Source organism: Microbulbifer sp. SAOS-129_SWC (assembly GCF_039696035.1).
Lineage (GTDB): Bacteria > Pseudomonadota > Gammaproteobacteria > Pseudomonadales > Cellvibrionaceae > Microbulbifer.
In genome coordinates, this window is sequence record NZ_CP155567.1 from 3575693 (window position 1) to 3602015 (window position 26323).

At 59.0% G+C, this 26323-nt stretch carries 20 protein-coding genes; 8 read left to right on the forward strand and 12 right to left on the reverse strand.

From position 1 onward, the window contains the following. Positions 1-264: 264 nt before the first annotated feature. Positions 265-1179, reverse strand: coding sequence for a LysR family transcriptional regulator (locus tag ABDK11_RS15440; RefSeq protein WP_346837408.1), 915 nt, complete (start codon positions 1177-1179; stop codon positions 265-267). Positions 1180-1347: 168 nt separating this feature from the next. On the opposite strand from ABDK11_RS15440, the gene ABDK11_RS15445 reads away from it, so the two are divergent. Together ABDK11_RS15445 and ABDK11_RS15450 are read left to right on the forward strand one after the other, a co-directional pair. Then, on the forward strand, positions 1348-2265 hold the full coding sequence (locus tag ABDK11_RS15445) for an alpha/beta hydrolase (RefSeq protein ID WP_346837409.1): 918 nt from the start codon (positions 1348-1350) through the stop codon (positions 2263-2265). Positions 2266-2367: 102 nt separating this feature from the next. Next, positions 2368-3531 carry an NADH-dependent flavin oxidoreductase gene (locus ABDK11_RS15450; RefSeq protein WP_346837410.1) on the forward strand — a complete coding sequence of 388 codons (1164 nt, stop codon included), beginning with the start codon at positions 2368-2370 and terminating at the stop codon, positions 3529-3531. Between the two features lie 428 nt (positions 3532-3959). On the opposite strand, the gene ABDK11_RS15455 is transcribed toward ABDK11_RS15450, so the two are convergent. From ABDK11_RS15455 to ABDK11_RS15500, 10 genes are all read right to left on the reverse strand, one after another. Continuing rightward, complete coding sequence (locus ABDK11_RS15455) at positions 3960-4295, reverse strand: DUF6488 family protein (protein ID WP_346837411.1); 336 nt, start codon at positions 4293-4295, stop codon at positions 3960-3962. Between the two features lie 47 nt (positions 4296-4342). Next, on the reverse strand, positions 4343-4897 hold the full coding sequence (locus ABDK11_RS15460; RefSeq protein WP_346837412.1) for a hypothetical protein: 555 nt from the start codon (positions 4895-4897) through the stop codon (positions 4343-4345). Between the two features lie 43 nt (positions 4898-4940). After that, positions 4941-5573, reverse strand: coding sequence for a HupE/UreJ family protein (locus ABDK11_RS15465; protein ID WP_346840209.1), 633 nt, complete (start codon positions 5571-5573; stop codon positions 4941-4943). Positions 5574-5710: 137 nt separating this feature from the next. Next, positions 5711-8866 (reverse strand): CusA/CzcA family heavy metal efflux RND transporter, encoded by a 3156-nt coding sequence (locus tag ABDK11_RS15470; RefSeq protein ID WP_346837413.1) that lies wholly within the window; start codon positions 8864-8866, stop codon positions 5711-5713. Positions 8867-8875: 9 nt separating this feature from the next. Beyond that, the gene (locus ABDK11_RS15475; RefSeq protein ID WP_346837414.1) at positions 8876-10114 is read right to left on the reverse strand and encodes an efflux RND transporter periplasmic adaptor subunit; all 1239 of its coding nucleotides are present in this window, start codon (positions 10112-10114) and stop codon (positions 8876-8878) included. Then, positions 10111-11430 (reverse strand): TolC family protein, encoded by a 1320-nt coding sequence (locus ABDK11_RS15480; RefSeq protein WP_346837415.1) that lies wholly within the window; start codon positions 11428-11430, stop codon positions 10111-10113. Before ABDK11_RS15480 ends, ABDK11_RS15475 begins: the two co-directional genes overlap by 4 nt. Positions 11431-11439: 9 nt before the next feature. Beyond that, a complete protein-coding gene (locus ABDK11_RS15485) occupies positions 11440-12414 on the reverse strand; it encodes a M56 family metallopeptidase (RefSeq protein ID WP_346837416.1) in 975 nt (324 codons plus the stop codon). Beyond that, positions 12411-12797, reverse strand: coding sequence for a BlaI/MecI/CopY family transcriptional regulator (locus ABDK11_RS15490; RefSeq protein ID WP_346837417.1), 387 nt, complete (start codon positions 12795-12797; stop codon positions 12411-12413). Before ABDK11_RS15490 ends, ABDK11_RS15485 begins: the two co-directional genes overlap by 4 nt. 373 nt (positions 12798-13170) lie before the next feature. Next, positions 13171-13887, reverse strand: coding sequence for a DTW domain-containing protein (locus tag ABDK11_RS15495; protein ID WP_346837418.1), 717 nt, complete (start codon positions 13885-13887; stop codon positions 13171-13173). 93 nt (positions 13888-13980) lie between these two features. Continuing rightward, a complete protein-coding gene (locus ABDK11_RS15500) occupies positions 13981-14298 on the reverse strand; it encodes a multidrug efflux SMR transporter (RefSeq protein ID WP_346837419.1) in 318 nt (105 codons plus the stop codon). A gap of 475 nt (positions 14299-14773) precedes the next feature. On the opposite strand from ABDK11_RS15500, the gene ABDK11_RS15505 reads away from it, so the two are divergent. From ABDK11_RS15505 to ABDK11_RS15515, 3 genes are all read left to right on the forward strand, one after another. Beyond that, on the forward strand, positions 14774-14983 hold the full coding sequence (locus ABDK11_RS15505; RefSeq protein WP_346837420.1) for a cold-shock protein: 210 nt from the start codon (positions 14774-14776) through the stop codon (positions 14981-14983). A gap of 282 nt (positions 14984-15265) precedes the next feature. Further along, a complete protein-coding gene (gene rnr / locus ABDK11_RS15510) occupies positions 15266-17539 on the forward strand; it encodes a ribonuclease R (RefSeq protein WP_346837421.1) in 2274 nt (757 codons plus the stop codon). A gap of 473 nt (positions 17540-18012) precedes the next feature. Beyond that, positions 18013-18696: a pseudouridine synthase gene (locus tag ABDK11_RS15515; protein WP_346837422.1), complete on the forward strand. Its 684-nt coding sequence runs from the start codon at positions 18013-18015 to the stop codon at positions 18694-18696. A gap of 79 nt (positions 18697-18775) precedes the next feature. On the opposite strand, the gene ABDK11_RS15520 is transcribed toward ABDK11_RS15515, so the two are convergent. Then, positions 18776-20482, reverse strand: coding sequence for a cytochrome c peroxidase (locus ABDK11_RS15520; protein WP_346837423.1), 1707 nt, complete (start codon positions 20480-20482; stop codon positions 18776-18778). Between the two features lie 608 nt (positions 20483-21090). Between ABDK11_RS15520 and ABDK11_RS15525 the strand changes: the two genes are divergently transcribed. The 3 genes from ABDK11_RS15525 to ABDK11_RS15535 all read left to right on the forward strand — a co-directional run bounded on the left by ABDK11_RS15525 (position 21091) and on the right by ABDK11_RS15535 (position 26259). Next, positions 21091-21834 (forward strand): OmpW family outer membrane protein, encoded by a 744-nt coding sequence (locus tag ABDK11_RS15525; RefSeq protein WP_346837424.1) that lies wholly within the window; start codon positions 21091-21093, stop codon positions 21832-21834. Positions 21835-21963: 129 nt separating this feature from the next. Next, on the forward strand, positions 21964-24333 hold the full coding sequence (locus tag ABDK11_RS15530; protein ID WP_346837425.1) for an autotransporter outer membrane beta-barrel domain-containing protein: 2370 nt from the start codon (positions 21964-21966) through the stop codon (positions 24331-24333). 102 nt (positions 24334-24435) lie between these two features. Beyond that, positions 24436-26259, forward strand: a complete 1824-nt coding sequence (locus ABDK11_RS15535; protein WP_346837426.1) for a P-loop NTPase fold protein — start codon at positions 24436-24438, stop codon at positions 26257-26259. Positions 26260-26323 lie beyond the last annotated feature (64 nt).

Consider the following 26323-nt stretch of genomic DNA (forward strand, 5'->3'; position numbering starts at 1 on the left):
CGACTCTTCTCCCCGGTGGGCGTCATCGGAACCTTGCACCTGCGCCTTTAAAACGTCGGACATGCCCAATTTTCAGGTTCATTATTGGCGTAGATTTTCGCCGGCATTTCCAATTGCGAGTGCAAGTTCAGGAAGTGGGTGGCGCAGGTCAAAAAGTAATGGGCAGGCAGCATTTTTTGTAACACCAGTTGTAACACTAGCACGGGAGACCCGCACCAAACGCCCGAATTATAACGGCTGCGGACGCGGGTTCAACTCCCGCCATCACGCAAACTCGTCCCGCTGCTCCACCAGAAAATCAATCAAAGCCCGTATCTTGGCGGGCATCTGCGCCCTTGAAGGCACATACAAAAAGAACCCCGGAAAAGGCCTGCACCAGCTTTGCAACACCCTCACCAACGAGCCTTCGGCGAGATACGGCCTTACGCAAAGATCCAGGTGCTGCACGACCCCCACGCCATGGAGAGCAGCGCGCAGCATACTTTCGTCATCATTGAACACCCCGTTTCCCTTCGGTTCGAAAATCAGGGTGCGCTTTTCAGCATCCGGCGACGTGAAGGACCAGCGGTCGATGAGACCACTGGAGGTAAAACGAAAGGCAAGGCAGTTATGTTGCAGTAAGTCATCGGGTGTTTCCGGAGTGCCGTGTTTAGCGAAATATTCCGGAGAGCCGACGATCGCCATCGACATCGGCGGTGATACCGGTACAGCCACCATTTGCTCCTCGAGACTCTCACCCAGACGAATTCCGACGTCCATGCCACTGGAAATGATATTGGAAAGGCCATCATTCATTACCAGTTCCAACGTTATTTTGGGGAAGCGCGCCAGAAACTCCTCCATCTTTGGCTCCAGCAATAACCTGGCAGCCACTCGCGATGTATTGATGCGTATTACCCCGGACGGTTCAGCTTGCGATTCCCCCACCTCTGAGACCGCCTGGTCAATTGACTCAATGGCTGGTGAAAGTACATCAAACAGCCGCTGCCCCTCCTCTGTTAGCGACATGCTGCGCGTACTCCGATTCAGTAACCGCACATTCAGCTGCTGCTCCAGTGATTTCAGGTGCTGCGAAAGCGCCGCACGGGAAACACCCATTTCAGCCGCAGCCTTGGTAAAGCTGCGGTGATGAGCGATATGGGCGAACCATGCCAGGGAAGGAAGGAGCGACGGGTCCATCAGCAATCCAATTGTAAAGTTTTGCTTACCACTATGTTCAAGATTAGCACCTTTTTCAATGCCAATTGGATGCCTATTATTCGTTCACCAACTGCGAGTCGCCGGTTGGGGCCCACGTCAGTTGGGCAATGCGTCAGCGACCACCCCAAACCGTAATTGGAGAAGACTATGCAAACGGTCATGATCAAGAACCAGTACTGGGACATCGCAGCCAACATCTACTTTCCCCCCGGCTTTGATGACCAGAAGCAATACCCGGCCATTATCAGCGCTCACCCCATCGGGAGCTGCAAGGACCAGACAGCGGGCAACGTTTATGGCGAAGCCCTCCCGAAGGAAGGTTTTGTCGTCGTTGCTTTCGACCGCAGCACACAAGGGCAGAGCGGCGGTGAGCCCCGCTATATAGAAGACCCGGCGTTGGCCGTAGAAGACTTCAGCCGCGTAACCGACTATTTGGTGACTCTGCCGTACGTGGATGCCGACCGCATCGGGGTGCTGGGGATCTGCGGCGCCGGCGGCTATGCCATCAATGCGACCATGATCGAGCGCCGCATCAAGGCCCTTGTCAGCATTACTGGTGTCAATTACGGCCGCCTGTGCCGTGAAGGCTTCAGTGGTTTCGACCCCATCGGCCAGATGGAAGCGGTGGCTGCGCAACGCACCGCCGAGGCCAAGGGGGAAGCACTCAAGGTCGACCTGTTCGTACCCCCTTCCCTGGAAGCGGCAGCCGAAGCGGGTATTACCGACGTCGACGTGCTTGGTGCCACCGACTACTACCGTAATCGCTGTGTCAACGACAATGCCGGCACGCGCGCATTGTTCTCCCGTCGCGCCGCCTCCGCTGCCTGGGATGCCTTCCATCTGGCCGAGACCCTGCTGACAGCGCCGATGATGGTGGTGGTCGGCGACATACCTGGTGGCTTTGGTGCCTATCGCGATGGCCTGGAGATTTACGCGCGCGCTGCGTCGAAGATCAAGGAACTGGTGGTCGTCGAGGGTTACTCCCACTACGACCTGTATGACCAGCCGGAGCCAGTGTCTCAGGCTCTGGCCAAGTTAATCCCTTTTTATAAGGAAAACCTGTAACAGCAGCGTGAGGGAGTGGATTCACCGCGCCCAATTCGATAGTCGCTTCAGACACTTGTGAGTCGCTTATTTCGGCAAACGACACCATCGGAGTTATTCAAGATGACAGTCAAACATTCCGACACAGTATTTGAGTCTTTTACCTTTAAAAATGGCACAACCCTACGCAATCGAATTGTGATGGCACCAATGACAACGTGGTCAGCCAACCCGGATGGAAGCGTGTCCGAGCAGGAGCTTGACTACTATCGCCACCGCGCCAACGGTGTCGGCCTGGTGCTGACGGGATGTGCCCACGTAATGGAAAACGGTATTGGCTTCACGGATGAGTTTGCGGCACATGATGACCGATTCATCCCGAGTTTGCGCAGTCTGGCCCAGGCCGCAAAGAGCGGCGGTGCTCCAGCCATCCTGCAGATATTTCATGCGGGGAATAAGGCGGTCCCTGATCTGGTACCCGGCGGTAAAATCGTGAGTGCCAGTGCATTGAAGGCGCAACCAGGTCCATTCAACAGCGGGGAAGTTACGAGCCACGCACTGACGCATGAGGAAATCCTGGAAGTCATCCATGCGTTTGATGAGACAACCCGACGTGCCATCGAAGCCGGATTTGATGGTGTTGAGCTGCATGGCGCACATGGATTCCTGATCCAAAACTTTTTCTCGCCTATGTTCAATCAGCGTACAGATGAGTGGGGCGGCTCGCTGGAAAACCGTATGCGCTTCCCTTCGGCCCTGGTGAAGGAAGTACGAAAGGTCATCGACACGCACGCCAGGCAGCCATTCCTGCTCGGGTATCGCATTTCGCCCGAAGAGTCTGGCGAAGGCGCACTGAGGATTGACGACTCCTACGCACTCATTGATCAACTGATCGAGAGCGGATTGGATTACGTACATGTTTCGCTAGCGGACATTCTGAAGGCGACACCGATCAATGCCACGGCAGGTCAGCTGACTGCGGAATTGCTAACTGAGCACGTGGCCGGCCGCGTACCCGTTATCGCAGCGGGCAAGATCCGCACACCTTCGGAAGCAGAGGACGCCCTGAACCTTGGCCTGTCACTGGTCGCCGTGGGAAAAGGGCTGGTGATGAACCCCGACTGGGTGGAGCTGGCACGAAGTCAGCGGGCCAGTGAGATTGATACGGAGTTAGCGCCTGAAAAAATCTCCGAAATCGTGATCCCTGACAAGTTGTGGGGGGTCATCGAGGCTTCCCGGGGCAACGGCTGGTTTCCGCTACGTGAAGATGATCTCGTTGGCGCTTAACCAGAATCCTGACGAATTGGGTGGCGGAGAGTTGTCTGTTCCGGGCGTTACGGAAGTAAAAGTAGGCAGCATGGATTATGCACAACCTGAAGCAGACACGGGTGCCCTCCTCTGATGGGGAAAGGCGCCTTTTATGTAACACCAGCCAGGGAATCCCTCCCGAAGCGCCCGTCTTGTAAGGCCTCGGGACGCGAGTCCGATCAGTGCGCAGCCCGCTAAGACAAAAGTAGGCTATCCGGTACAGCGTAGGTCACCAGAGCGGCTGTCAGGGACGAAGCCGGTATCTGCGATCAAGGTGGCTGGCATCACCTTGGCGTGGCCGGCTACTGTGATACCCCACGCCAGACACCACCACTGCCGTGCTCCCCGCGGCCAGCCCGCCGGCTACCGCACGCGGAGCTATTGCAAGTAGAAACGGAAAAATCAAATCACCGCGCCACGATACCGTAGGACAGGACATAGCCTTCCGAGCTGAGAAAAATCTGTAGCTCCTCTTCGCCCGCGCTGGTCTTGGTAGTCGCGGTCACAATCCACAGGCGCTGATTGTTTACCTGCTCCATTGAAGCATTGAGGGGCTTGCCGGCCCAAACCCCGTCGATTTTTCCTGCCTCGACCAGCCGCGTCACTTCCCGGCTGGCAAGGCCCGCGGCTTCCACCATGGAAACCGAGGACCCGTTTTCGAGACCATGGTCACCGTGCGCAGACACGCCGTTGGCGAACAGCAGTGCAGTCAATATGCAGGCAATACGGATTATATTTTTCATATCTTTGTCCCTGGGGTTTTATAGCAATTGCACCGTGGTGATTTTCACTACTGTTTCAGGCCGATAACGTCGTAGAAACCTTTTGTCGATAGGGTTACGGTCACCGTTTCCGGGCCATTATTTTTCCAGTACCAGCCGTGCGAGCCGTCAAACGGGGTGGTCAGGGAACCGCGCATCTCGGCGGCGGTGGCAATGGCGAAACTTTCAAAGTACCCGGTGGTGTCCCCGGTGGGTTCACCGTGGAAATCAAAGTAAAGGGGGCCGTTCTCCGTGCTCCACTCGTATTGCATATGACCGTGCTTGGCCAGGTGCAGCTTGTACTCCAGCCCTTTACCCGCAGGCACCTCGATAGTGACCCTGTCGGTACGATAGGCGAGCGCTTGCCCCTGGTCTTGCGCTTGCCGTTCTTCCGGCCGCGCTGCCGCGACCTCCTCGGTATTGAGTTGGGTCAGCCCCAGCGCGCCGCCGATGCCCGTGGGATCAATATTGTATTCAGCCGGAAGAATAATGGTGGTCAGGGTAACCACTGCCAGCGCGGCAGCGGCCACGGTGGCCTTGAGCAGGGTTTTGGCCGGTGGTACCGGCATTGCATTGTCTTGCATGTTTACCTCTGTTTATTTATTTGAGTTCAGTCGAAGGGCTTTTTCAGCCGACGAAATAGCCGGTCATCTGGTATCCCACCAACATCAGGCCGCCGCTCATCAACAGCGCATTGGTGGCGGTGGAGAAACGCAGGAAGCTGTCGAAACGCCGCCAGTAATTGATCGCGAGGAGAATGAACGCCAGCGCCAGGAACTGGCCCAGCTCTACCCCCACGTTGAACGCGAGAATATTCGCCACCAGCCCGTCGTCAGAAAACTCGAATTCCTGAAGTTTGGTCGCCAGGCCAAAGCCGTGAAACAGCCCGAAAATCAGCACCGCGGCCTTGGTATTGGGCTGGTAACCGAGCACTCGCTTGAAGCCACCCAGGTTGTCAAACCCCTTATAGACAATGGACAGCCCGATAATGGCATCAATCAGGTAGGCGTTGACGTGGGTATTGTTCAGCACCCCGAACAGCAGCGCCAGGCTGTGGCCCAGCGTGAAGAAGCTGACATAGACCAGAACATCCCGGGAGCGGTACAGGAAGAAAATGACCCCGATCAGAAACAGTAAATGGTCGTAGCCTGTCACCATGTGCTTGGCGCCGATATACAGAAACGGAATGATCGATACCCCTTCATTCCCGGCCAGATAGGCCCTGGTGGCGTCGTCCACCCCATGAGCGAGTAGCGGCATCGAAGCCAGCATGCCGAATCCCAGTGCCAGTATGCCCAGCACCCATTGATATCGTTTGAACACTGCAATTACCTCCGGTTTATTGTTCGTAGACTTCTCGTCACTGGCCACCGGCGCTGCCGCTGGCCTATTTATTTTCAGGGCTGCCCGAGCGCCGGGCCGGCCACGCTGCCGGCTTCGGCATCCCTTGCCGCTTCCCGACTGTGCAGCATCCGGTAAAGTGCCGGCAGCACCACAAGGGTGAGCAGGGTTGAGGAAATGATGCCGCCGATGACCACCGTGGCCAGCGGGCGCTGCACTTCGGAACCGATTCCCGTATTCAGCGCCATGGGCACGAATCCCAATGACGCAACCAGCGCAGTGGTGATCACCGGGCGCAGGCGGATCAGGGCTCCCTCCACAATGGCTTTGTCGATGCTGTAACCCTGGTGACGCAAATCGCGAATAAACGACACCATCACCAGGCCATTGAGAATTGCGATACCTGACAGCGCGATAAAGCCCACCGCCGCCGAAATGGAGAACGGGATCCCGCGCAACATCAGCGACAACACACCACCAGTCAGTGCCAGGGGCACACCGGTAAAGATGATTGCAGCATCGCGGGCAGATCCGAGTGCCAGCAGCAACAACCCCATGATCAGCGCCAGGGTCACCGGCACCACGACGGACAGCCGCTGCGCGGCTGATTGCAGCGTCTGGTAGGTACCCCCATACTCGACCCAATAACCTGCGGGGACCTCGACATTGTCGGCAATGGCCTGTTGTACGTCGGCAACAAAACTGCCCAGATCGCGGCCGCGCACGTTGGCTGTGACCACCACGCGGCGCTTGCCGTTTTCCCGGTATACCTGGTTCAGCCCGGTCACCAGCTCAAGTTGCGCAACCTCCTCCAGCGGCACATAGTCACTATTACCGCGGTGGATCGGCAGCTTGGCCAGGGCATCGACGTTGGTGCGCAGCGTTTCCGGCAGCCGCACGACAATATCCGTGCGGCGGTCACCTTCGTAGAGGCGGCCCGCCACGGTGCCCCCCAGCGCCGTGGCCAGCTGATCCTGTACCCGATTCACATCCAGCCCGTACTGCGCCAGTGCGGCGCGGTCGGGCCGGATGGTGAGCATCGGCAGGCCGGTGGTCTGTTCCAGCTGGATATCGGCGATTCCTTCCACGTCGCCGATGGCGGCCTGGATGTCATTGCCCAGCTGTTCGAGCCGCTCGAAATCGTCGCCGAAGACCTTGATGGCCAGCTCGGCGCGCACACCGGCGAGCAGCTCGTTGAAGCGCATCTGAATCGGCTGCAGAAACTCGTAGCGGTTACCGGGAATCGGCCCCACCAGCTTCGCCAGCTCGTCGACCAGATCGACCTTGCTCTTGTGCGGGTCCGGCCACTGGCTCCGCGGTTTCAGGATAATGAAGTTGTCGGCCACGCTCGGCGGCACCGCATCGGTCGCCACTTCGGCGGTACCGATCTTGGCGAACACCCGCTCGACCTCCGGCAACTCCTTGATGCGCGCTTCCAGCGATTCCTGCAGGTCGATGGCCTGCTGCAGCGACGTACCGGGGATGCGCAGCGCATGCATGGCGATATCGCCCTCATCCAGGTTGGGTACGAACTCACTGCCGAGCCGGGTTGCGGCATAGCCGAATACCAGAATCAGCGCCGCAGCCATCGTTACCACCAGCGTGCGCTGGCGGATGGCGAACTCAAGTACCGGGCGATACCAGTCACTCAGCTTGTTCAGCGCCCGACTCTCTTTCTCCACCACCGGTTTGCGGAAAAGCAGGGCAATACATGCGGGCACAAATGTCACTGACAGCAACATCGCCGAGAGCAGCGCAATCACCACCGTGGTCGCCATCGGATGGAACATTTTGCCTTCCACCCCCGAGAGGGCGAAGATCGGCAGGTACACTGCGGTGATAATGAACACCCCGAACATCGCCGGGCGGATTACCTCGCGGGTGGACTCGAACACCAGCTCGAGACGCTCCTTGAGATCGAGCGCACCGTTGTCGCGACTGGCCTGGCTCAGGCGGCGCAGGCAGTTCTCCACAATGATGATCGCCCCATCCACCAGCAGCCCGAAGTCCAGTGCACCCAGACTCATCAAATTGGCGCTGACCCGCGTCTGCACCATCCCGGTCACGGTCATCAGCATCGCAATCGGTATCACCAGTGCCGTGAGGATCGCCGCACGGACATTGCCGAGCAGCAGGAACAGGATGATAACCACCAGCAGTGCGCCTTCCAGCAGGTTGGTGCGCACGGTGTGCAGGGTTTTGTCGACCAGCCCGGTGCGGTCGTACACGGCCGTGGCGGTAATGCCCGGAGGCAGACTCGCCTTGATCTCCTCGAGCTTCTCACCCACCGCGTGCGCCACGGTTCGACTGTTCTCGCCCACCAGCATGAACACGGTACTCATCACCACTTCGCGGCCATTCTGGGTGGCGGCCCCGGTGCGCATCTCGCGCCCTTCAGTGATCTGTGCGACATCTCCAAGGCGGACCGGCACACCGTCGACTTCCGCCACCAGGAAGTCTTTCAGGGCGCCGACGTTCTCTGCCTGGCCCGGTACGCGCAACAGCCACTGGGCGCCGCTATGCTCGATAAAGCCAACACCGCGATTCTGGTTGTTGGTCTTGATCGCACGGATCAGGTCTTCCTGGGTAAGGCCGAATGCCAGCAGGTTTTCCGGTTGGATGGCAATGAGGATTTCCCGCTTGAATCCGCCGATCGGGTTGACCTCAACCACCCCGGGCACCCGGAGCATCTGCGGGCGGATAATCCAGTCATGCACCGTGCGCAGATCGGTGGGTGTGACCGGTGAACCATCGGCATTGGTCGCGCCGGGCTCCGCATCCACGGTAAACATGAAAATCTCACCGAGACCGGTGGCGATTGGCCCCAGCTCTGGCTCCAGTCCGGCCGGCAGCGCACTGCGCGCGCCGGCCAGACGCTCGCTCACCAGCTGGCGGGCAAAATAGATATCGGTACCGTCCTCAAAGATCGCGGTCACCTGCGACAGGCCATAGCGGGATACGGAACGCGTGTAGGCCAGGCTCGGGAGGCCAGCCATCGCATTCTCCACCGGGTATGTCACCCGCTGCTCGGCTTCCAGCGGCGTGTAGCCCGGCGCTTCGGTGTTGATCACCACCTGCACGTTGGTAATATCCGGCACCGCATCGATAGGCAGCCGGGTAAAATTCCAGATACCCAGCCCGCACAGCAGGGCCACAACCACCAGGACCAGTACGCGGTTTTGGATCGAGGTCCGAATCAGGTACTCAAGCATTTCAAATCCTTAGTGATCGTGGGACGCGCCGGATTTTTCGATGTCGGCCTTGATGATGTAGCTGTTCCCGGTGACATACTCCGTACCCGGCTTCAATCCCCCGAGTACCTCGACCCAGTCGCCCGCCTCGCGGCCCAGCTCCAGCATGCGCACCTCGTATTCATCCCCAACCTTGGCGTAGACCACGGTGAAATCCCGGAACGGCTGCAAACCGGAACGCTTGACCGCCAGCGGCACCTCGTATTCGGCAACCTGGATATCCCCGGATACAAAGGCCCCGGGCGCGAGATCTACCGGGGGATTCTTCAGGGCTACACGCACTACACTGGATTGGTTGCGACGGATCATGGTGTCGACCTGCCGCACCGCGCCTTGTAACTCGGTATCGATTCCGCGTATCCGCAGTGCAACCGGTGCCCCCTGCTTGATACGGGCTCGCGTGGCCGGGAATACCTCCAGCTCGGCGAGTAGCGCATTGCTATCCGCGATTGTCAGCAAGGTGCGGCCCTCGGTCTGCTCACCGGGGTTGGCCTGGCGCTGCAACACCACCCCATCGATCGGGGAGACAATGGTGTAGGTCTTGAGGTTTTCATTGCTGTTGACCGCGATCAGCGGCTGCCCCTTAGCAACCCGCTGCCCCAGACCGACCTTGACCGCTTCCACGGTGCCGTTAAAGCGCGCGCTGATCAGCCGGACCCGCTCGGGGTTCATCACCAGGCGGCCGAATGCGCTGCTGGTCTCCCGCATCACTGCGGGCCCGGCAATACCGGTGCCGATATCCATCGCTTCCGCAATACTCGGTTCAATCCGGGTGCGGCCTTCAAAGTTGTCGTACTGCCAGCGGTGGCTCTTGCCCTTGTATCTGGCCGTGAGCGTGACAACGAACGAGTGCGGCTCGTAAATTACCGTGTCCCCGCGCAGAAAATCGCTCTGCGGGGCAAAACCGATCTGGTCCTCCACCCCTCCGAGCCTGGTGAGCACTACTTTGAGTTCAACCTGACCCGGGTCCACCGGCTTGCCGCCGTCGGTAATCCACACGCGGAATTCCGGCGGCACCCCGGTTTCGAAAATACTGAGTTCAACCGCGAAATCGTCCTCGCGCAGCATGCGGCCGCGGTGCGGGCCCTTCTCCGGTTCCGGTTCACCCTGTTCGGCAGCCGCACCGGAAGCCTGGAGGTTTGCGCTATAAGTCAGGCCCCACGACAGCATCGCGGCGAAGACCAGACTGGAAAAAATCACAGATTTCATTTTTCGTTCTCGCTTATCTGTGCCAGGGACAGGCCGGTGAGTTTTTCGATTTCAATCAGGTTCAGGCGCGCGCGATACCGGGCCTGAAGGAGCGACAAGCGCGCATCAATCAGTGCCTGCTGCGCCGACGCCAGCTCGTAATAACGGTATTTGCCCTGCCGATAGGCGCTGCGGGTATCCGCAAGCGATCGCTCCAGGCTCGGAATAATCTTTGCCGTCAGTGCATCGCCAACGTGACGGCTGTGCAGCAGCTGCTGGGCCATCACATATACCCGTGTTTCCAGTTCTATCGCCTTGGCATGCATTTCCGCGCGGTAGCGGTTCTGTTCCGCCTTCAGCGCTGCGACCTGGCCGCGATTGCGATCGCGCCGCCCGAGCGGGACCGCCACGCCGGCAACCAGGCTGTAGTCATTGGCAGCTTCCAGTCGCCGGATACCGGCGTCGATGCGCCACTGGATGCCGGCTTCCGCGCGCGCCAGTGCGATCTCCGCGTCGGCCACCCGCTCGCGGCTCAGAAAGATGGCGAGATTCGGGTTAGCGGCAACCCGCTGGCGCAACTGCGCAATATCTAGCGGTGGAACCGGCGCGGAAAGGGAACCCGCGACGGCGCCGAACCGCGGCGTCCGCTCGCCCCATTGCGCCGCCAAGCGGTACCTGGCGATTTGCAGTTGGTGTGCAATGTCTTCCACCGCCAGGGTGCGCCGCGCCACTTCGGCTTGTGCGCGTGATGCATCGGCTTGCGGGACTTTTCCCGCGGCGACCTGACGACGAATATCCACCAGCACTGCCCGTGACTGGGCCAGCGCGTGCTGCGCCAGCACCTGGCGCTCCTGCTGTGCCATGGCCTGGAGAAAATAGCGCGCAGTATCCGCCGCGACGTCCAATTCCAGAATCTGCCGTTGCGTCTCGATCACCGAGGTTTTGCTGCGGGCCGCGTCAACGCGCCGGTCGATCAATTCGCCCTGTAACAGCCAGGTGATCCCCAGCGTTGTCTGCGCGCTTTCCGCCGCCGTAAAGTCTCCGCTGCCGGCCACATCCTCGACCATCAGACTCAACTCCGGACGCGGGCCAACCCCGGCCTGCGCAGCCAACGCATCGGCCGCTTCGAGCTGGTATTCATATCCGGCCAGTGCCGGGTGACTCTGCAGCGACTGCAGAACAGCCTGCTCGAATGAGAGCCGCGACGACGCCAGATTCTCCTGCGCCCACGCGGTGCCGAGTAGGCTCCAGAGAGCCAGGAGTGCCCCCGCGCGCACGGCAAAAAACCGACCTGCGATCGGTTTTTTATCGACACGTTTCCGTAAGTTGTCTCGCACTTTGCTTCCTTAATGAGAGAACAGGGTTTCGATGAAGTGGTGGAGTGCATCCACCGAAACGAGGCAGCTGCCTGTCAGCAGAAGAAAAGGAATGCCGATCAGAAGTCGCGGGAGTGAGCGCCCTTTATCGTCGGCGAGCAGGTAGTGCACGCGCGCATCGAGTTGGTCCAAGGCAAAATGGCAGCAAATCGGAGAACCGGTATTGCCCGCGTACATACCATTGGAGAGCCGTGTCACCTTGAGCAGGGTCTGGGCGATGAAAGTGTCGCTCCACCCCTGGCGATACACTTGTTCATCGGCGCACTGCTCCATGCACAACATCATCTGCCGGTTGAGATAGTTGCGCGAACCCTGCGGAAAAAAGCCGGCGAACAATGCAAACAGTAATTTTTTGAGCGGATCGTAGCGCCGGGCATGCGCCTCTTCGTGCAGACGGACTACCGCGAACTCCTCCGATGAAATGCCATCGCGCAAGCCACTGGTATAGAAGCCGCGCGGCCGGAGCAACCCGCTGGTAAATGCCTGCGCCCGCGGTGAGCGGATAATCGATACGTCGCCCGCTTCGCGCTCACAGACTTGCAGCAATAACCGGAGCTGTGAAACATGCCGGTAGGCACGTCGGCAGCTGCGCACCAGCAACAGCGCACTCAGCGACAGGAACCCCAGCGTGGATATACCGTGCCAGCTGTAGAGATTGAAAGCGTGAATGTGATGCCAGTGTGCCAGGCTGGCCGCGGGCCCCCCGAGGGCCTCCGGGAACACCAGTATCACTGCGGCAGCGCTCGCCGCCAGCCAGGGCAGCAGCACGGCGCTCCACAGCAACGGGCGTCGCGCATTCGCGGAAAGACGCACAGAACTGCGGAAAAATTTTGCAGAATGGGAAATTGCCGCGCAAATCCCGGCCACCAGCAGAATTCCAACCAGCAGGCAGAGGGCCGCAATGGTCAACAGGTTCAACCAGAGTGCCGGTTGCCCCAGTATCATGCGTCGCCACCCTGCTGGCGTTTCGCCTTCTGCGCCTCGATCAATTGCTCGAGCTGTGCCAGCTGGGACTCGCTCAAGTCCGAGGAAATTGAGGTAAAGGCCGCAACGAGGCCGTTATCGTCATCGACGAACTCCCGAGTCACGTCCTGGATAAGCTGACCGACAAAAGCATATCGCTCTACCGCCGGGCGGTATTGGAACGCGTGCCCCTGCTTCTCCCGCGTCAACAGGCCTTTCTTGAACAGGCGATCGAGCGTGCTCTGGATGGTGTTGAGCGAGCCGCCGCGGGCCTTGCTGAGCTGCGCATGCACCTGCTTGGCATCCGCGGAGTCCGCGTTCCAGAGGTACTGGAGAACCTGTTTTTCGAGATCACCTAGCCGCATGCCGCTTAGCTCACCTGTTAGAATGGTCAGTCTGGCAGGCATACTAAACGCCCCAAAAACCGATCGTCAATAGGTTTTTCTGGCGGGTAATAACAAGCTGGCAGCGGACTGGCGTTCAGGCCCGGGAAATACTGATGACCGAGCAGTTCAGGCGTGCCCCGAGATCACACTGACTTCGACGCCAAAATGCGGATGTGAATAGGTGGAATTACATCAAAGGGACACCAGTAGGAACAACGGCGAACCCGACCGATGCACGCATGCGTATTGAGATCGCGGCGCGGAAGAGCACAGCGACGAGGCGCTCCCGCCCTGCGGAATCCCAGCAAACCTCATAACCCGCAGTGCTTACTCTGACTGAGAGTGCGCCTTCTCACCCAACCAGCAACTGCAGCGCCGCATAACTCTCGCTCACATCCGGCGCACGGAGCTTGCGCGTTGCCAGGTAGTGGGCATTGAACACCGAAAAGTAGTGCCGCAGGGTCTCGGCAGAGGCATCCTCACCAGCCAGCATCAAACAGCTGATGGCGGCCTCGGCGGTAGAAAAGCGGTCGCTTTTGCCAGAATCTCGCACGGCGTAGGACTTCACCAGCGTGTCGGGCAGGCTCAGGCAGGGGAGCCCATCCAGCCAGCGGCTCAGGCCAACCATGCGGCTGCACTGCTTCCAGGTTCCATCGAGCAGTATCAATGTGGTCTTTTTGGCCGTGGATGGCAGGCTGCGGGCAACTTCCCTCGAACTGTTGTTGGCCCCGTCTGCCGGAAATACCACAAAGCAATTCCGCTCCGGGTCGTTCAGCAGCGCTTTCAGTTCCTGTGGTGCTTCGAGCCGATTCCACACGAACGCTTGCGTATCCGGAAACACGTCAACAACCAGGCGGCCGGTGTTAGTGGGCTTGAACAACTCCTTGCGGTGCAGCAGCAACACAAATTCTGTGGTGCTTTCCGCCGTAGGCCTCCAGGCGCACATACAGGCGAATTCGCCCATCTGGCAGTCGGCACAGCGCTTTACGTTTGTGCCTTTGGCCTGGAAAGGCCTGGTGGACCTGGCAAGCTCCTGGTCTCTAAGACGAGTGTAAGTAGTGGAACGCATAACAAACTGTAAAAACAAAATGGAGTCAGTCGCCGGAGCGGAAGAGCCGGGGTGCTGCAGGGGTATTGAATCTCAACCAGAGCGCCGCTGACTTTACGTGCTGGAAACTTTCATCAGCACCAATCCGGAAACAATCAGAATTGCGGCAACGACTCTCATCGCGTTCACCGGCTCCGCCAGAAATACAATGCCCACGAGAAAGGCCCCGATAGCACCGATACCCGTCCAGATGGTGTAAGCGGTACCGAGTGGGATACTCCTCATGGCGACGGACAACAGCCAGAAACTGCCCAGCATGGTGACCAGCGTGATGAGGGTAGGTACGAGCCGGGTGAAGCCGTGGGATTGCTTCATGGAGTACGCCCAGACAACTTCCAGGGCTCCGGCAATGAGAAGGTAGAACCAGGGCATGGACTGCTCCGTTTCAAACAGGGCCAGGTCGTCCTGGACATCACTACCCGGAATGGGGGAGGTCGTCCTCCTTCAATTGGCGGCACAATAAACCACGGACGAATTTTGATCAATAGGGCCACTCCCGGCGGTGCCACAGCCCTGCGGCACCATGACCACACAGTCACAACCCACACCCCCGCTACAGGTGCTCCCGCCTCCCCCGGTACACGGAATCCGGTATAGCCCGGTAACTCGCGACATGCCTGGAGATGCCTGAAAGACTCCTGAGCCCAGCCGGGGAGGGTCGAGAGAAAAGCTTTGACTTAGCTCGAAGGTGGGCCTAAAGTGCCGGTAGTCAAATGTAAGCCTCTTGTTTAAATCCTCAGTTTCGTCGCATTCCCTTTTCTTCGTCCTGTAGCATCTAAATTCCAGTCTTTATTTTGCTGCCCATGCCCCACAAAGGCATCCCTTTATTTGTTTACAGGAAATGACCATGTCCAACACAACGACCGGCACTGTTAAGTGGTTTAACGAATCCAAAGGCTTCGGCTTTATTGAACAGAAGTCTGGCCCCGACGTATTCGCGCATTTCAGCGCGATTGCAAGTTCAGGCTTTAAAACCCTGGCTGAAGGCCAGGCGGTTGAGTTCTCCGTAACTCAAGGCGCTAAAGGCCCGCAAGCTGAAAATATTGTTTGCATCTGAGCCTGACGGCTCGAATATACAGCAGCCCCTAACAGGTCTGCTGCCGAGTGGCCCGGGAGGCCACTCCGGTTAAGATACCACCCGTAGGTTATACGGGTGACTTAACCGGAAGGATGGGCATTTACGCTGATCACAGCTTGAATGCCCGACTGCAATACCCCTCAACGCTGTTGAGCAACCTCCGCCTGCATACCTTGCCGAGTAACACCTGATCTGTCCTTACACATCACTGAAGTTTTTACCAAGCGCAAACTTATTGGCGGTTTTTCCCGAGAGGAAATCATGAGTAAATCCCCAATAGCTGCGTTTGATCCGCAAGACGCCAAAAAATACAGTCACCCGATTCCCGCACGCGAGTTCATTATGAGCTTGCTCGAAAGCAATAAAAAAGTACTCGATCGGGAGCAGCTGGCGAAAGTCCTGGACCTCTCTTCTGATGAACAGAAAGAGGCACTGCGTCGTCGTTTGCGTGCAATGGAGCGCGACGGACAAATTCTTTTCGAACACCGCAAAGGTTATAGCCTGGTCAAACCGGAAGATCTGGTGAGCGGGCGTGTAATCGGGCACCCGGACGGTTTCGGCTTTCTGAACAGTGATTCTTCTGAGGAGGACCTGTTTTTATCCGACAACGAAATGCTGACGGTGTTTGACGGTGATCTCGTGCAGGCACGTATCAGTGGTACCGACCGCCGCGGCCGCAAAACCGGCATTATTGTGAATGTGCTGGAGCGCAATACCACGCATCTGGTCGGCCGCCTGCAGTTTGAAGAGGATCATTACTTCCTCAAACCGGAAAACAGTCGTATTGCCCACGAAATTGACCTCGATCGCGACCAGTTGATGGGCGCCAAACCGGGACAGTATATTTCTGTAGCGATCATCGATTTCCCCAGCCGCCGCTACAATGCCTTCGGGCGCGTAACCGAGTTGCTCGGCGACGCCATGGGCCCCGGCATGGAGATCGATGTCGCCATCCGCAGTCACGACATTCCCCATAACTGGCCACAGGACACCCTGCGCGCAGCGAAGCAGCTGGGCCATAAAGTGCCCGAGGCAGACAAACTGCACCGCGCCGACCTGAGAGAACTGCCGTTCGTCACCATCGACGGTGAAGACGCCAAGGATTTCGACGATGCGGTGTACTGTGAGAAAGCCGCAACTGGCGGCTGGCATTTATTTGTAGCGATTGCCGATGTCTCCCACTACGTTGCCCCGGGTAGCGCACTCGACCGGGAAGCACAGAAGCGCGCGACATCCGTGTATTTTCCCGGCCGCGTGGTACCGATGCTGCCGGAATCACTCTCCAATGGTTTGTGCTCGCTCAATCCACAGGTAGACCGTCTGGTGATGGTGTGCGAGATGACATTCAGCAAAGCCGGGAAAATGACCGCCTACACCTTTTCCGAGGGTGTTATTCACTCCCATGCGCGGCTTACCTATAACCAGGTGAATGCCTTTATCACCGCACCGGATTCCGGTGTGGGACGAAAGACCGCCCGCCAACTCAAAGACACGGCGCCGCATATTCAGGCGCTGCACGGGCTTTACACGGTTTTGAAGAAAGCCCGCACTAAACGCGGCGCGATGGATTTTGAAAAGACCGAAGTGCAATTCAAATTCACGGAAGACCGCAAGATCGAGCGAATACTCCCGGTAATCCGCAACGATGCGCACAAGATGATTGAGGAGTTCATGCTGAGCGCCAATGTGGCCACGGCCGACTTCCTCAAGCGGCAGAAGATACCGACCCTGTATCGCGTGCACGACGGCCCGCGGGACAAGAAACTAACCAGCCTACGCGTATTCCTGAAGGACAAGGGACTCAAGTTGGGCGGCGGCAACAAGCCTTCGACCGCGCATTACGATCAGCTGCTGAGTCGTATTGGCGAGCGCGGCGATGCGCAAACGATCCGCACCATGATGTTGCGATCCCTCAGCCAGGCGGAGTACAGCCCGGACAATCGGGGCCATTTTGGCCTGGCGTATTCCGCCTATGCGCACTTCACCTCACCCATTCGCCGGTACCCGGACTTGCTGGTGCACCGAGCCATTCGGTCGGTGATTCGCCAGGAACAACAGCGCAACCCTGTCCGTCGCGCGCTCAAATTTTTCTTCGGCGCGGGCGATGCACCGGTGCAACGTTTCGATGACGCAAAACCCCTCGCGCCTGCAAAAAGTTACCCCTACGACAAGCCGGCGATGCAGACCCTCGCGGTACATTGCTCTAACGCTTCGCGCCGCGCGGACAAAGCGAGCTGGGATGTAGAAGCCTGGCTAAAATGCGAGTATATGCAGGACTTTATCGGTGACACCTTTCACGGGGTTGTGAGTAGCGTCATGCACTTTGGCCTGTTTATCGAGATCAGTGATACCCAGGTTGAAGGCCTGGTACACATATCTGCGCTAAAAAATGACTACTACCACTTTGATGCGGCCGCACAGCGTCTTGTCGGCGAGCGGAGCAATACCAGCTTTGCCACCGGCGATGCGGTCAAGGTGCGCGTTGTGGGCGTCGACATGGAGCGACGCAAAATCGAGTTTACGCTAGCCCGTTAGAATTCGAGCAGGAGCACGACAGACTCTCGCCACATCGAAAAATCAACAAGGCCCGTTACCGCAAAGTAACGGGCCTTGTTGATTTGGTCGACCCGACAAGGTTGGCATACATAGCACTGCCCCCGACTGAAGCGTAGCCGCGCACCTGCGATTCACGCCGCTAAGCACCGAGGCACTATCGCCAGCAGGGTTGAGCATGTTCGCCAGTCAATGGGGGCGCAGCCGGCTGAAAACCGCGAATCCCCCAGTCCAACACAAAGCGATGCCGCAGGCTCCGGTATGGCAACCTGGCAAACCCGGAAAATTGACCAGTGCTGCGGAAAGCGGTCTATCAGTGCTCTGTTGGATGCTTCCAGTATCAGCGCCATGCCTTTCGGTCCGCTTCGCGCACCTTCCACCTTTACTCGCTAGCCGCTACGCAGTACGGTGAGCGCCCCGGGCCGGCGCGCCCCACCCATCCGGAGACACCAGAAGTGCGGGAATACCGCCCCCCCACCGAGCCATTCCTCAACGAGATCTACGCCGACGACACCCTGCTGGTCCTCGACAAGCCCAGCGGCCTGCTCAGCGTGCCCGGGCGCGCGCCGGAACATGCCGACAGCCTCGCCAGCCGTGTGCAGCAGCGCTACCCCGGCGCGATGACCGTGCACCGGCTGGATATGGATACCTCGGGGCTGATTGTGATGGCGCGCCATCCGATCGCCCACCGGCAGCTGAGCGCGCTGTTCCAGCAGCGCCGGGTGGAAAAAACCTATTACGCCGAAGTCTGGGGCGAGCCGGCGAAAGATGCCGGGGAGATCGACCTGCCGCTGATCTGCGACTGGCCCAACCGGCCGCGGCAGAAGGTCGACTTTGAGGTGGGCAAGCCCTCACTGACCCACTGGGAGAAGGTGGCCAGCGCCGGGCACACCAGCCTGATCCGGCTCACACCGGTTACCGGCCGTTCGCACCAGTTGCGCGTACACATGGCGGCCATCGGGCATCCGATTCTCGGCGACCCCTTTTACGCCCAGGCGCAGGCGCTGGCCGCGGCACCGAGACTCCTGCTGCACGCCGCGTCGCTGTCGTTCGCACATCCCGCCAGCGATGCACCCCTGCAGTTTCACTGCGCACCTGACACGGACCTGTTTCGCCTCTGTGCAGAGCACCAACTCTAGGCTAACGCCGTGCCCTTAAAAAAAATGCCCCACGTCGGTGGGGCATTTGCTGATTTGTGCTTGCCTCGTCAAAGGGTGACTAGAAGCTTTCAGGCCCCATGACCCAGTCGTCCTCGCCCATGGCCTCGACCAGGTCCAGCAGGGTCACACAGCCGTGGAATGCCGTGCGGTCGTAGTAACCGGGACTGGGCGAAGTGACGAACTCGACCTCCTCGGGGCAGAGGTGGGAGTAGAGGTCCATGATCAGGCCCTTTTCCTCCTGCGTGCCATCGACCAGTACCGGAGGCCTGGCCGAGCCCTGATCCGACAGCGTCTGCATATAGGCCACCAACGCCGCCTCCTGATTCGCCGTCATATTCAGGCCACCGACCAGCCCGGTGATGGTCTGGTTGACCGGGAACTCCGCTATCGGCCAGCAGTTATGCGCCAGGGCCACCTCCTCGGTGAGAGGGGTACCCGGGGGAATACCGTCTGGCTGCCCGATAAGATCTTCACAGTCGGGCAATACGCTGCGGGTGTTGTAGAAGTGCACCACGCTGGCGAGGCTCTTGAAGTAGCCGTTGTGCATATAGGCTTTGACGAAGCCATTGCCGGCACCCTTGCCGGTATTGCGTATCGTCGGCGTGCGGAAGAATCCATCCTCGAGATCGCCGTCCGGTACTGGGAACAATGCGCTGCCCAGGTGCAGTATCAAGCCGGTATCGAGTCCAGTCAGTTTCGGAATTTGCGGATTCGGCGGCACGCCGAGGTTGTGATAGGCCTGGTCGGCGTAGATCTGCAGTGGCTCGCTGCCATCGTCGGTTGCCGGGTGGTCGCTGTGGCAGAAAGAGCACTGGGCCGCGGGCAGGTTCTTGTTGGCGCGCTGGTCACCGGGAATAAAGGGCAGGTCCACGTTGTAGAACAGGTCGTGGCCCAGGTTCTCCTGGTCCGTGAAACTCACCAGCGGGAACTTGCCGTATTCCTTGTCGGGATTGGTGTAGCGCATTCTCCGCACTTTAAAGCACACCGTCGGGTTGTAGTAACTACTGTATTGCTGGTCGATACAGGCAAGCTCCGAACGGATGGCAATATCGCGCTTGGAGTCGAAGCGATTGATATCCGGGGAGTGCTGATAGGCGCCCACCGCCATGGCGATCCGCTTGTAGCTGATATCGGCAAAGGAATCACTGCCGGTTGCCGTACCGCTGCCACAGTTGATGGCCTCGCCCCAGGCCAGCTGGAACAACCATGCGTAATCCGCGGACGCCACCAGGTCGCAGAGCGCCGCGCGGCTGGGGAGGTTCTGCTCGGTGTGTTCGATGAACGGGTTCAGGGCCTGATCTGAAATCGGCGAAATATACTGGCTGTAGCTCAGTACATTGGGGTTCACGATATCGAAGAATACTTCGCTATCCAGGTGAGGCGCGGCCAGCGGCGGAACCGGCAGGGTACCGTCGGTAGCCGGCGGTCGCCCCTGTGCGCGTCCATCCCAGAAATTGCCGCCGCAAAACCCGGGAATGCCGTCGGGACAATCCGCAAAAAATGGTGGTGAGAAACTCGCATAGGTATTGGTCTGCGGCCGGCGCCGGCCGACCTGGGTAATATCGGCCCCGGTAATGGCAACCTGGTGCAGGTTGGTTTCCAGCCCCGGGAACGTGCCGCCCTTGGTAGGCTCGTGACACGAGACACAGCCCATCCCCGAGGGACTCGACAACCGCTTATCAAAAAAGACGTTTTTGCCCAGTAGTTTCAGGGCAATGGCATCTTGAATTTGTCCCTCCGCACGAGCACCGCTACTCAGTGCCATGATGCAGACCGGAACAAGCAATAGCGACGTTAACGCGGGCGCACAGCCGCCTTTCCCCAACCTTTTCACAGGAAATCTCCTCAATCCATCTTCAATTGACAATGCGTTACCAGCCCGGCCCGCAGTCGCAACCTGCGCGCCAGACAATGCCAGGGGCAACCTGTGATCCGGATCAGAAGTGGCCGATCAGGGCATCGGTGCACAGCCACAGCAATCCCCTGTGACTAAACGGCGCGGGAAGCATGCTTCCTGTACCGGCGGGAACACCCCTGCCCTATTTACAAGACTAGTTATTGTATATTTTTTGATCAGATATGGTTTGTGACAATACCTCTATTGAGGCGCCAATTTATCGCGCTGGCCACGGCTGCCGCAGATGGCATCCATGCACCATTCAACCAGCTCCGGGCAGGATCAGCCGACACTCATCGGCCAGGCGCGCTTCCCTTCCCCACCACCGCGAAATTACGCGGCGAAATGTCGCCGGGCTGCTATTTTTTATTGTTACTTCATATCAGTACGCACACCGTCGTCGGCGTCTATTACAACCTTTTGACGCATCGGGAAATAATTGCCGCGCCGGACAATAAATGCAGATGGAGCCTGCCATGAAACTGATTCGCCTAACGATGGCCGTCACGGCGTTGATGCCGCTGTTCGCACAAGCCCAGCAGAGTTGGCGAGAGGTTGATTGGGGTAACCTTATCGTGCGGGCCGGGGGCACCTATATACATCCGCGCGGCGACGCGACGTCTCTGCAGTATCCCATTCTGCAGAACTGGGACCTGTTCCGCACCCGGTGGGATTTCGACAGTGACACCACCTGGAACCTGTCCGTGGCCTGGCAGCCGATGGATCACTGGGGCTTTGAGTTGATGCATATTTTCAACGCCCAGTACGATATACAACTGTCGCGCTTTACCGGCATCCCCGGACGCGACCTGATCGAGCTGGGCAAATTCGAAGTCACCACCTCCAATGCCTTCATTAATTGGTATCCGCTGCAGCCCGACTGTCTCGGCCGCCCCTATTTCGGGGTCGGGGTCAATTACACCGATTTTCGCGATATGCAGCTGAGCCATGATTTCAACAGGTTCCTGATCGACAGCGACGTCTCCACGGGCCCGGCCGATTTCAATATGGGCTACTCCTGGGGCTGGGCGGCACAGGTGGGTGTGGATTTCACCTACAGCCGCAGCACACCCTGGCTCGCCAATGTCGCCGTGCTCTATCTCGACTCGGATACCAATACCCGTATCACCTTCCCGACCGAACTCGGCTATGACCATTTGCGGGCCAAAGTCGATTACGACCCGTGGATGCTCAACCTGAGCATCGGTTACCGATTCTGAGCGGGCGCACCCCGACTCGCAGCCGTTGGCCAAAGACGGTGAATGCCAGATAAGAAAGACAGTTGTCGACCCGATACCGGCAGGTCAGCGCGCTCGAGAACGCAGCCACGCCAACCTTCAGGAAAAATTGTGGGCACAAAGTCAGCAGAACATTCCAACCGCCGCGCCAACACTGGCCGCCCTTCCATCTGGCTGCTCCTGGGCCTGTCGGCAGCGGCGATATTTGCGCTGCATGGAGAAGTGGCCCGGGCCAGCTGCACGCCCGGCAACACCGGCACCGCCGGCCCCGATACCATCACCTGTGACGACGACAACGATGCCGAGGGTGCCGATGTCAATGCGCTCGGCGGCAATGACACACTGGAACTGAACGGCGGTGATATCGGCAACGTGGATGGCGGCAGCGGTGCCGACACGATCAATATCACCGGCGCCACCATAGAGAACTTTGTGCGTGGCGGCAGTGGTGCGGATACCATCACCCTGAACGATCGCTTCAGTGATATCGGCGGGCTCGACAGTGGCGGTATCGATGCCGGCAGCGGCAACGACACCATCAATATTCTCGACGGACTCACCTTTACCCTCAGCGCAGGGGACGGTGACGATAACATTCTGCTCAATGGCGGCTTTGTCTTCGATTTCCTGGATGCCGGCGCCGGCGATGACAACATTCGCTGGGGCGAGGGGCTGGCCTTTGATATCCGCGGCGGCAGCGGATCCGACACCCTGCGCATCGATGCGTTTGCCTATGATGGCACCTCGATTCTGGACGGCGGCGACGACCTCAGCGCGGGCGACGGATATATCGATACTCTCACGTTCCTGCTCGACAACGAGGTCGACGGGCGCCTGCTGCGCAACTGGGAGCGGATCGTTATCTGGGGCAGTTCCAAGATGATCTTTACCCACACCCTGGCGGTCGGTGGCGGCAAGGACCCGGACGGCAATGATCTGGGGCTGGATATCCTGTTCGGCGGCTGGGTGCAGATCCGCCAGGGACAATTCGTAATCACCGGCAACGTAGCCAATGCCGGCACCCTCGACATGGACAACAAGCGCTTCGGCACGCTGAACATTGCCCGGGATACTGACGGCAATTTCGGTGACTATATCGGCAAGGGTGGCCGGCTGTGGCTGGACGCACGCCTCGATGGCGACGGCGCACCGGCGGACCTGCTCACCATTACCGGCGATGTCAGCGGGCAGACGCTGGTGCGCGTGGCCAATCGCGGCGGCATCGGTGCCGAAACCACCGGCGACGGTATCAAGCTGATCGAAATCGGTGGAGCCTCACCGGAGGATACCTTCGTGCTGGACGGGGATTTCACCACCCGGGACCGGCGCCAGGCCATCGTCGGTGGCGCCTACGCCTATACCCTGCACCACAATGGCGTCAGCGATCCGCAAGACGGCAACTGGTACCTGCGCTCGAGCGTCAATGCCGCCGAGTTCGGCGGTGGCGATGTAATTCGCTGGCAGCCCGCCACCGTTCTCTACGAAACTTATCCACAGCTGCTACGCGCGCTGAACCAGCCCGAAACCCTGCGCCAGCGCGTCGGCAACCGCTTTTGGGTGGGTTCCAGCTACAAGGATCTGGGCAACTGTGACTATCCCTCATCTGTCGAGCAGACCATCGATGGCGGCGGTGTGTGGATAAAACTCGGAGGGCGCTACGACGAACAGGACCCCGAGTTTTCCACCACCAGCAGCCGCTGGCGGCAGAACGCTTACCGGCTGCAATTGGGTATCGATGCGCCACTCGGTTTCACCGTGCGCGGTACACGGCCGATTGCCAGCGTGGCGCTGGAATACGGTAATTCAGACAACACGGTGGGGTCTTTTTTCGGGGATGGCAATATTGATATCGAACAGTACGGTGTCAGTGGATACCTGACCTGGTACGGCCGCGACGGCAGCTACCTGGATACCCAGGCGCACCTCAACTGGTTCGACAGCGACTTCAATGCCTTCGACCTGCGCCGGCTTCCGCAGTCGCGGGCGGCACTGGGCTATGCGCTGTCCGTCGAGGGCGGGCGCAGCTTCAAGATCTGCGATTACTACAGCGTCACTCCGCAAGCGCAGCTGATGTACAGCAATGAAAATTCCGACGACCTCCTCGACGTATACAATGTGCGCGTTACCGATATCGATAACGACGCCTGGCGCCTGCGCCTCGGTGCCACCTTCGACCGACGTATGAGCGGGCGCAAGTCCAGCCGCAATATGTACGGCAGCCTGCCGCTACAGCGGGTCGACTTCTACCTCACCCCGAGTGTGCTCTACAACTTCGGCGAGCAAACCCGGGCCACGGTGTCCGGCGCCACCGTGTATCAGCAGGAGGACGACTGGCGCGGAGAGCTGGCGTTCGGCGCCACCTACGACGAGTGCGGAGACAACTGTTCCGTGTACGGCGAGCTGAATGTTTCCACCAGCCTGGAGAATTTCGGCGACAGCAGCGGCGGCGGGCTGGAATTCGGCTTCCGTTTCAAGTGGTAACCTCCCATCCCCCTGATGATTCCACCCCCGCGCTGGGGTAAACTCAGCCGCCAGGACACAGGAAGTACCTCTACAAAACAATAACGACAGGGAAGTGCCGCCATGAGCAACGAAAGCAGTAGTAATATCGTCTTCGGGGATAGAGTTGAAGAACTGAATACAAAGCGCGCCGCAGCAGACCTCGACGAAAAGGAACGGCAAAACAGGGAGCGGTACGCGGCAGAGGAATCCGCGCGCCGGCGCCAGCAGGAAAAGCCTGAGGCCCCGGACACAGGCACACGCGAAACAGACAACCGCGGCCCCGGCCTCGCCAACCCGATCGACGACAAGGCCGCCAAGGTCGACCTGCTCGGTCGCGGGCGCCTGGTCACCATCCTCAAGGGCATTATCGACCGCGATATCAAGAAGCACATGACCATCGCCCTGTTCGGTCAGTGGGGCAGCGGCAAGAGCTCGGTGATTGAACTGTTGCGGCAGCGCTACCGGGATGACCGCTACTGCTCGACGATACTGTTCAATGCCTGGCAAAACGAACACAGCCAGAATATGGCAGCCTCCATTGCCAAGTCCATGGCCGAGGAACTGTACCAGCGGCGCAGCTACCCCGCGCAAGTCTGGCTGGGGATCAAAAGCCATCTGCTGGAACGCAAGATGGCGACGCTTCTCTACCTGGCGCTGGCATCGCTGATGCTCTGGACCAGCCTGTTTGGCATTGACATCGGCTTCTTTTCCGTCGACAAGCTCTCTATGGAAAAATTTAAGTCTTTCGACAGGAAGACGATGGGATTTTCCTTCATCGCCACTCTTACCGCGCTGCTACCTTTCCTGCAGAAGGCCTTCAACAACCCGTTCGTGAGTAAGCTGCGTGAATTATCGCGGCGGCCGGATTTCAGCAGTCATATCGGCCTCAGCGACAATATCCGCCGCCAGCTCGGCACCCTGATCAAAGCCTACGACTTCCGGCTCTCGCATTTTTTGCTGGTGCACCCCTATCGCTGGCTGCTCGCCCAGATTGGCCGAACACAAAAAAGCTCCCGACGCCCACACAAATTTTTGCTCGCCATTGACGACCTGGATCGCTGCTCCAGTGAAAAAATCATCCAGGTCCTGGAGGCGGTACAGCTGGTCGTGGACCTGGAGAATCTACTGGTCATACTCGCCGTCGATGACCAGGTGCTGATGGAGGCAGTGGCGAACCGCTACCAGAAGCAGCGTAAGGATCTCAGCGACGCCGACGCCCTGCAGCTGGCGAGAAAATACCTGGGCAAGATATTGCAGGTCACCATTTCCCTGGACGAGCCGGACGCATCGGCGCGTGAGAATTTTATCTGCAAGCGACTCTTCCCCGCGTTTAAATCACTGCCCGGCAACCCGCTGGAGATCAACGCGGGGATCACCCGGGAGGAGGACGATTCCGGGCTGTCATTCCTGTTCCGTCCGCAGGCGTCACTGGGCTCCTACACGGCCGAAGAAGACGAAGAGCCAAGCGAGTATCTGCACAGTAGCCAACAGGAACTGGAATGGTTTGCCCGCTGTGTGGGCGACTTCAACATTCACAATGCGCGCACCATGATCCGCATCCACAATGCCATCACGCTGATCAAGGGGCTGCGGCCCCGCGTAACGGAAAATTCCCAGCAGCTACAGCAATACATATTCCTGACATTCTGGCTCGAATCCCTGTGCAGCGCCGAACCCGAACAGCGCGACTATCACTACCGGCTGTTAACCGGGAGCGACGATTCGCTGCCGGCGTTCTGGCAGAAGATCGCAGTCCGGGCCCAACAACTGGGGCTGCACAAGCTGGATAGCAGCACGCGGGATGAAATGCTGTCGCATATCGCTGGCATCAGCCTGCCGTGTGCGGACATTCTCACCCCGCACAAGCGCCAAGCGGTCGAAGCGGAAACCGCGGATATCGGGTAGCACGCTGCGTTCACTGGCAAAGGCTGCCGGGGGGCGGACGATAGCGCCCGCAGCGGCGGCCTGC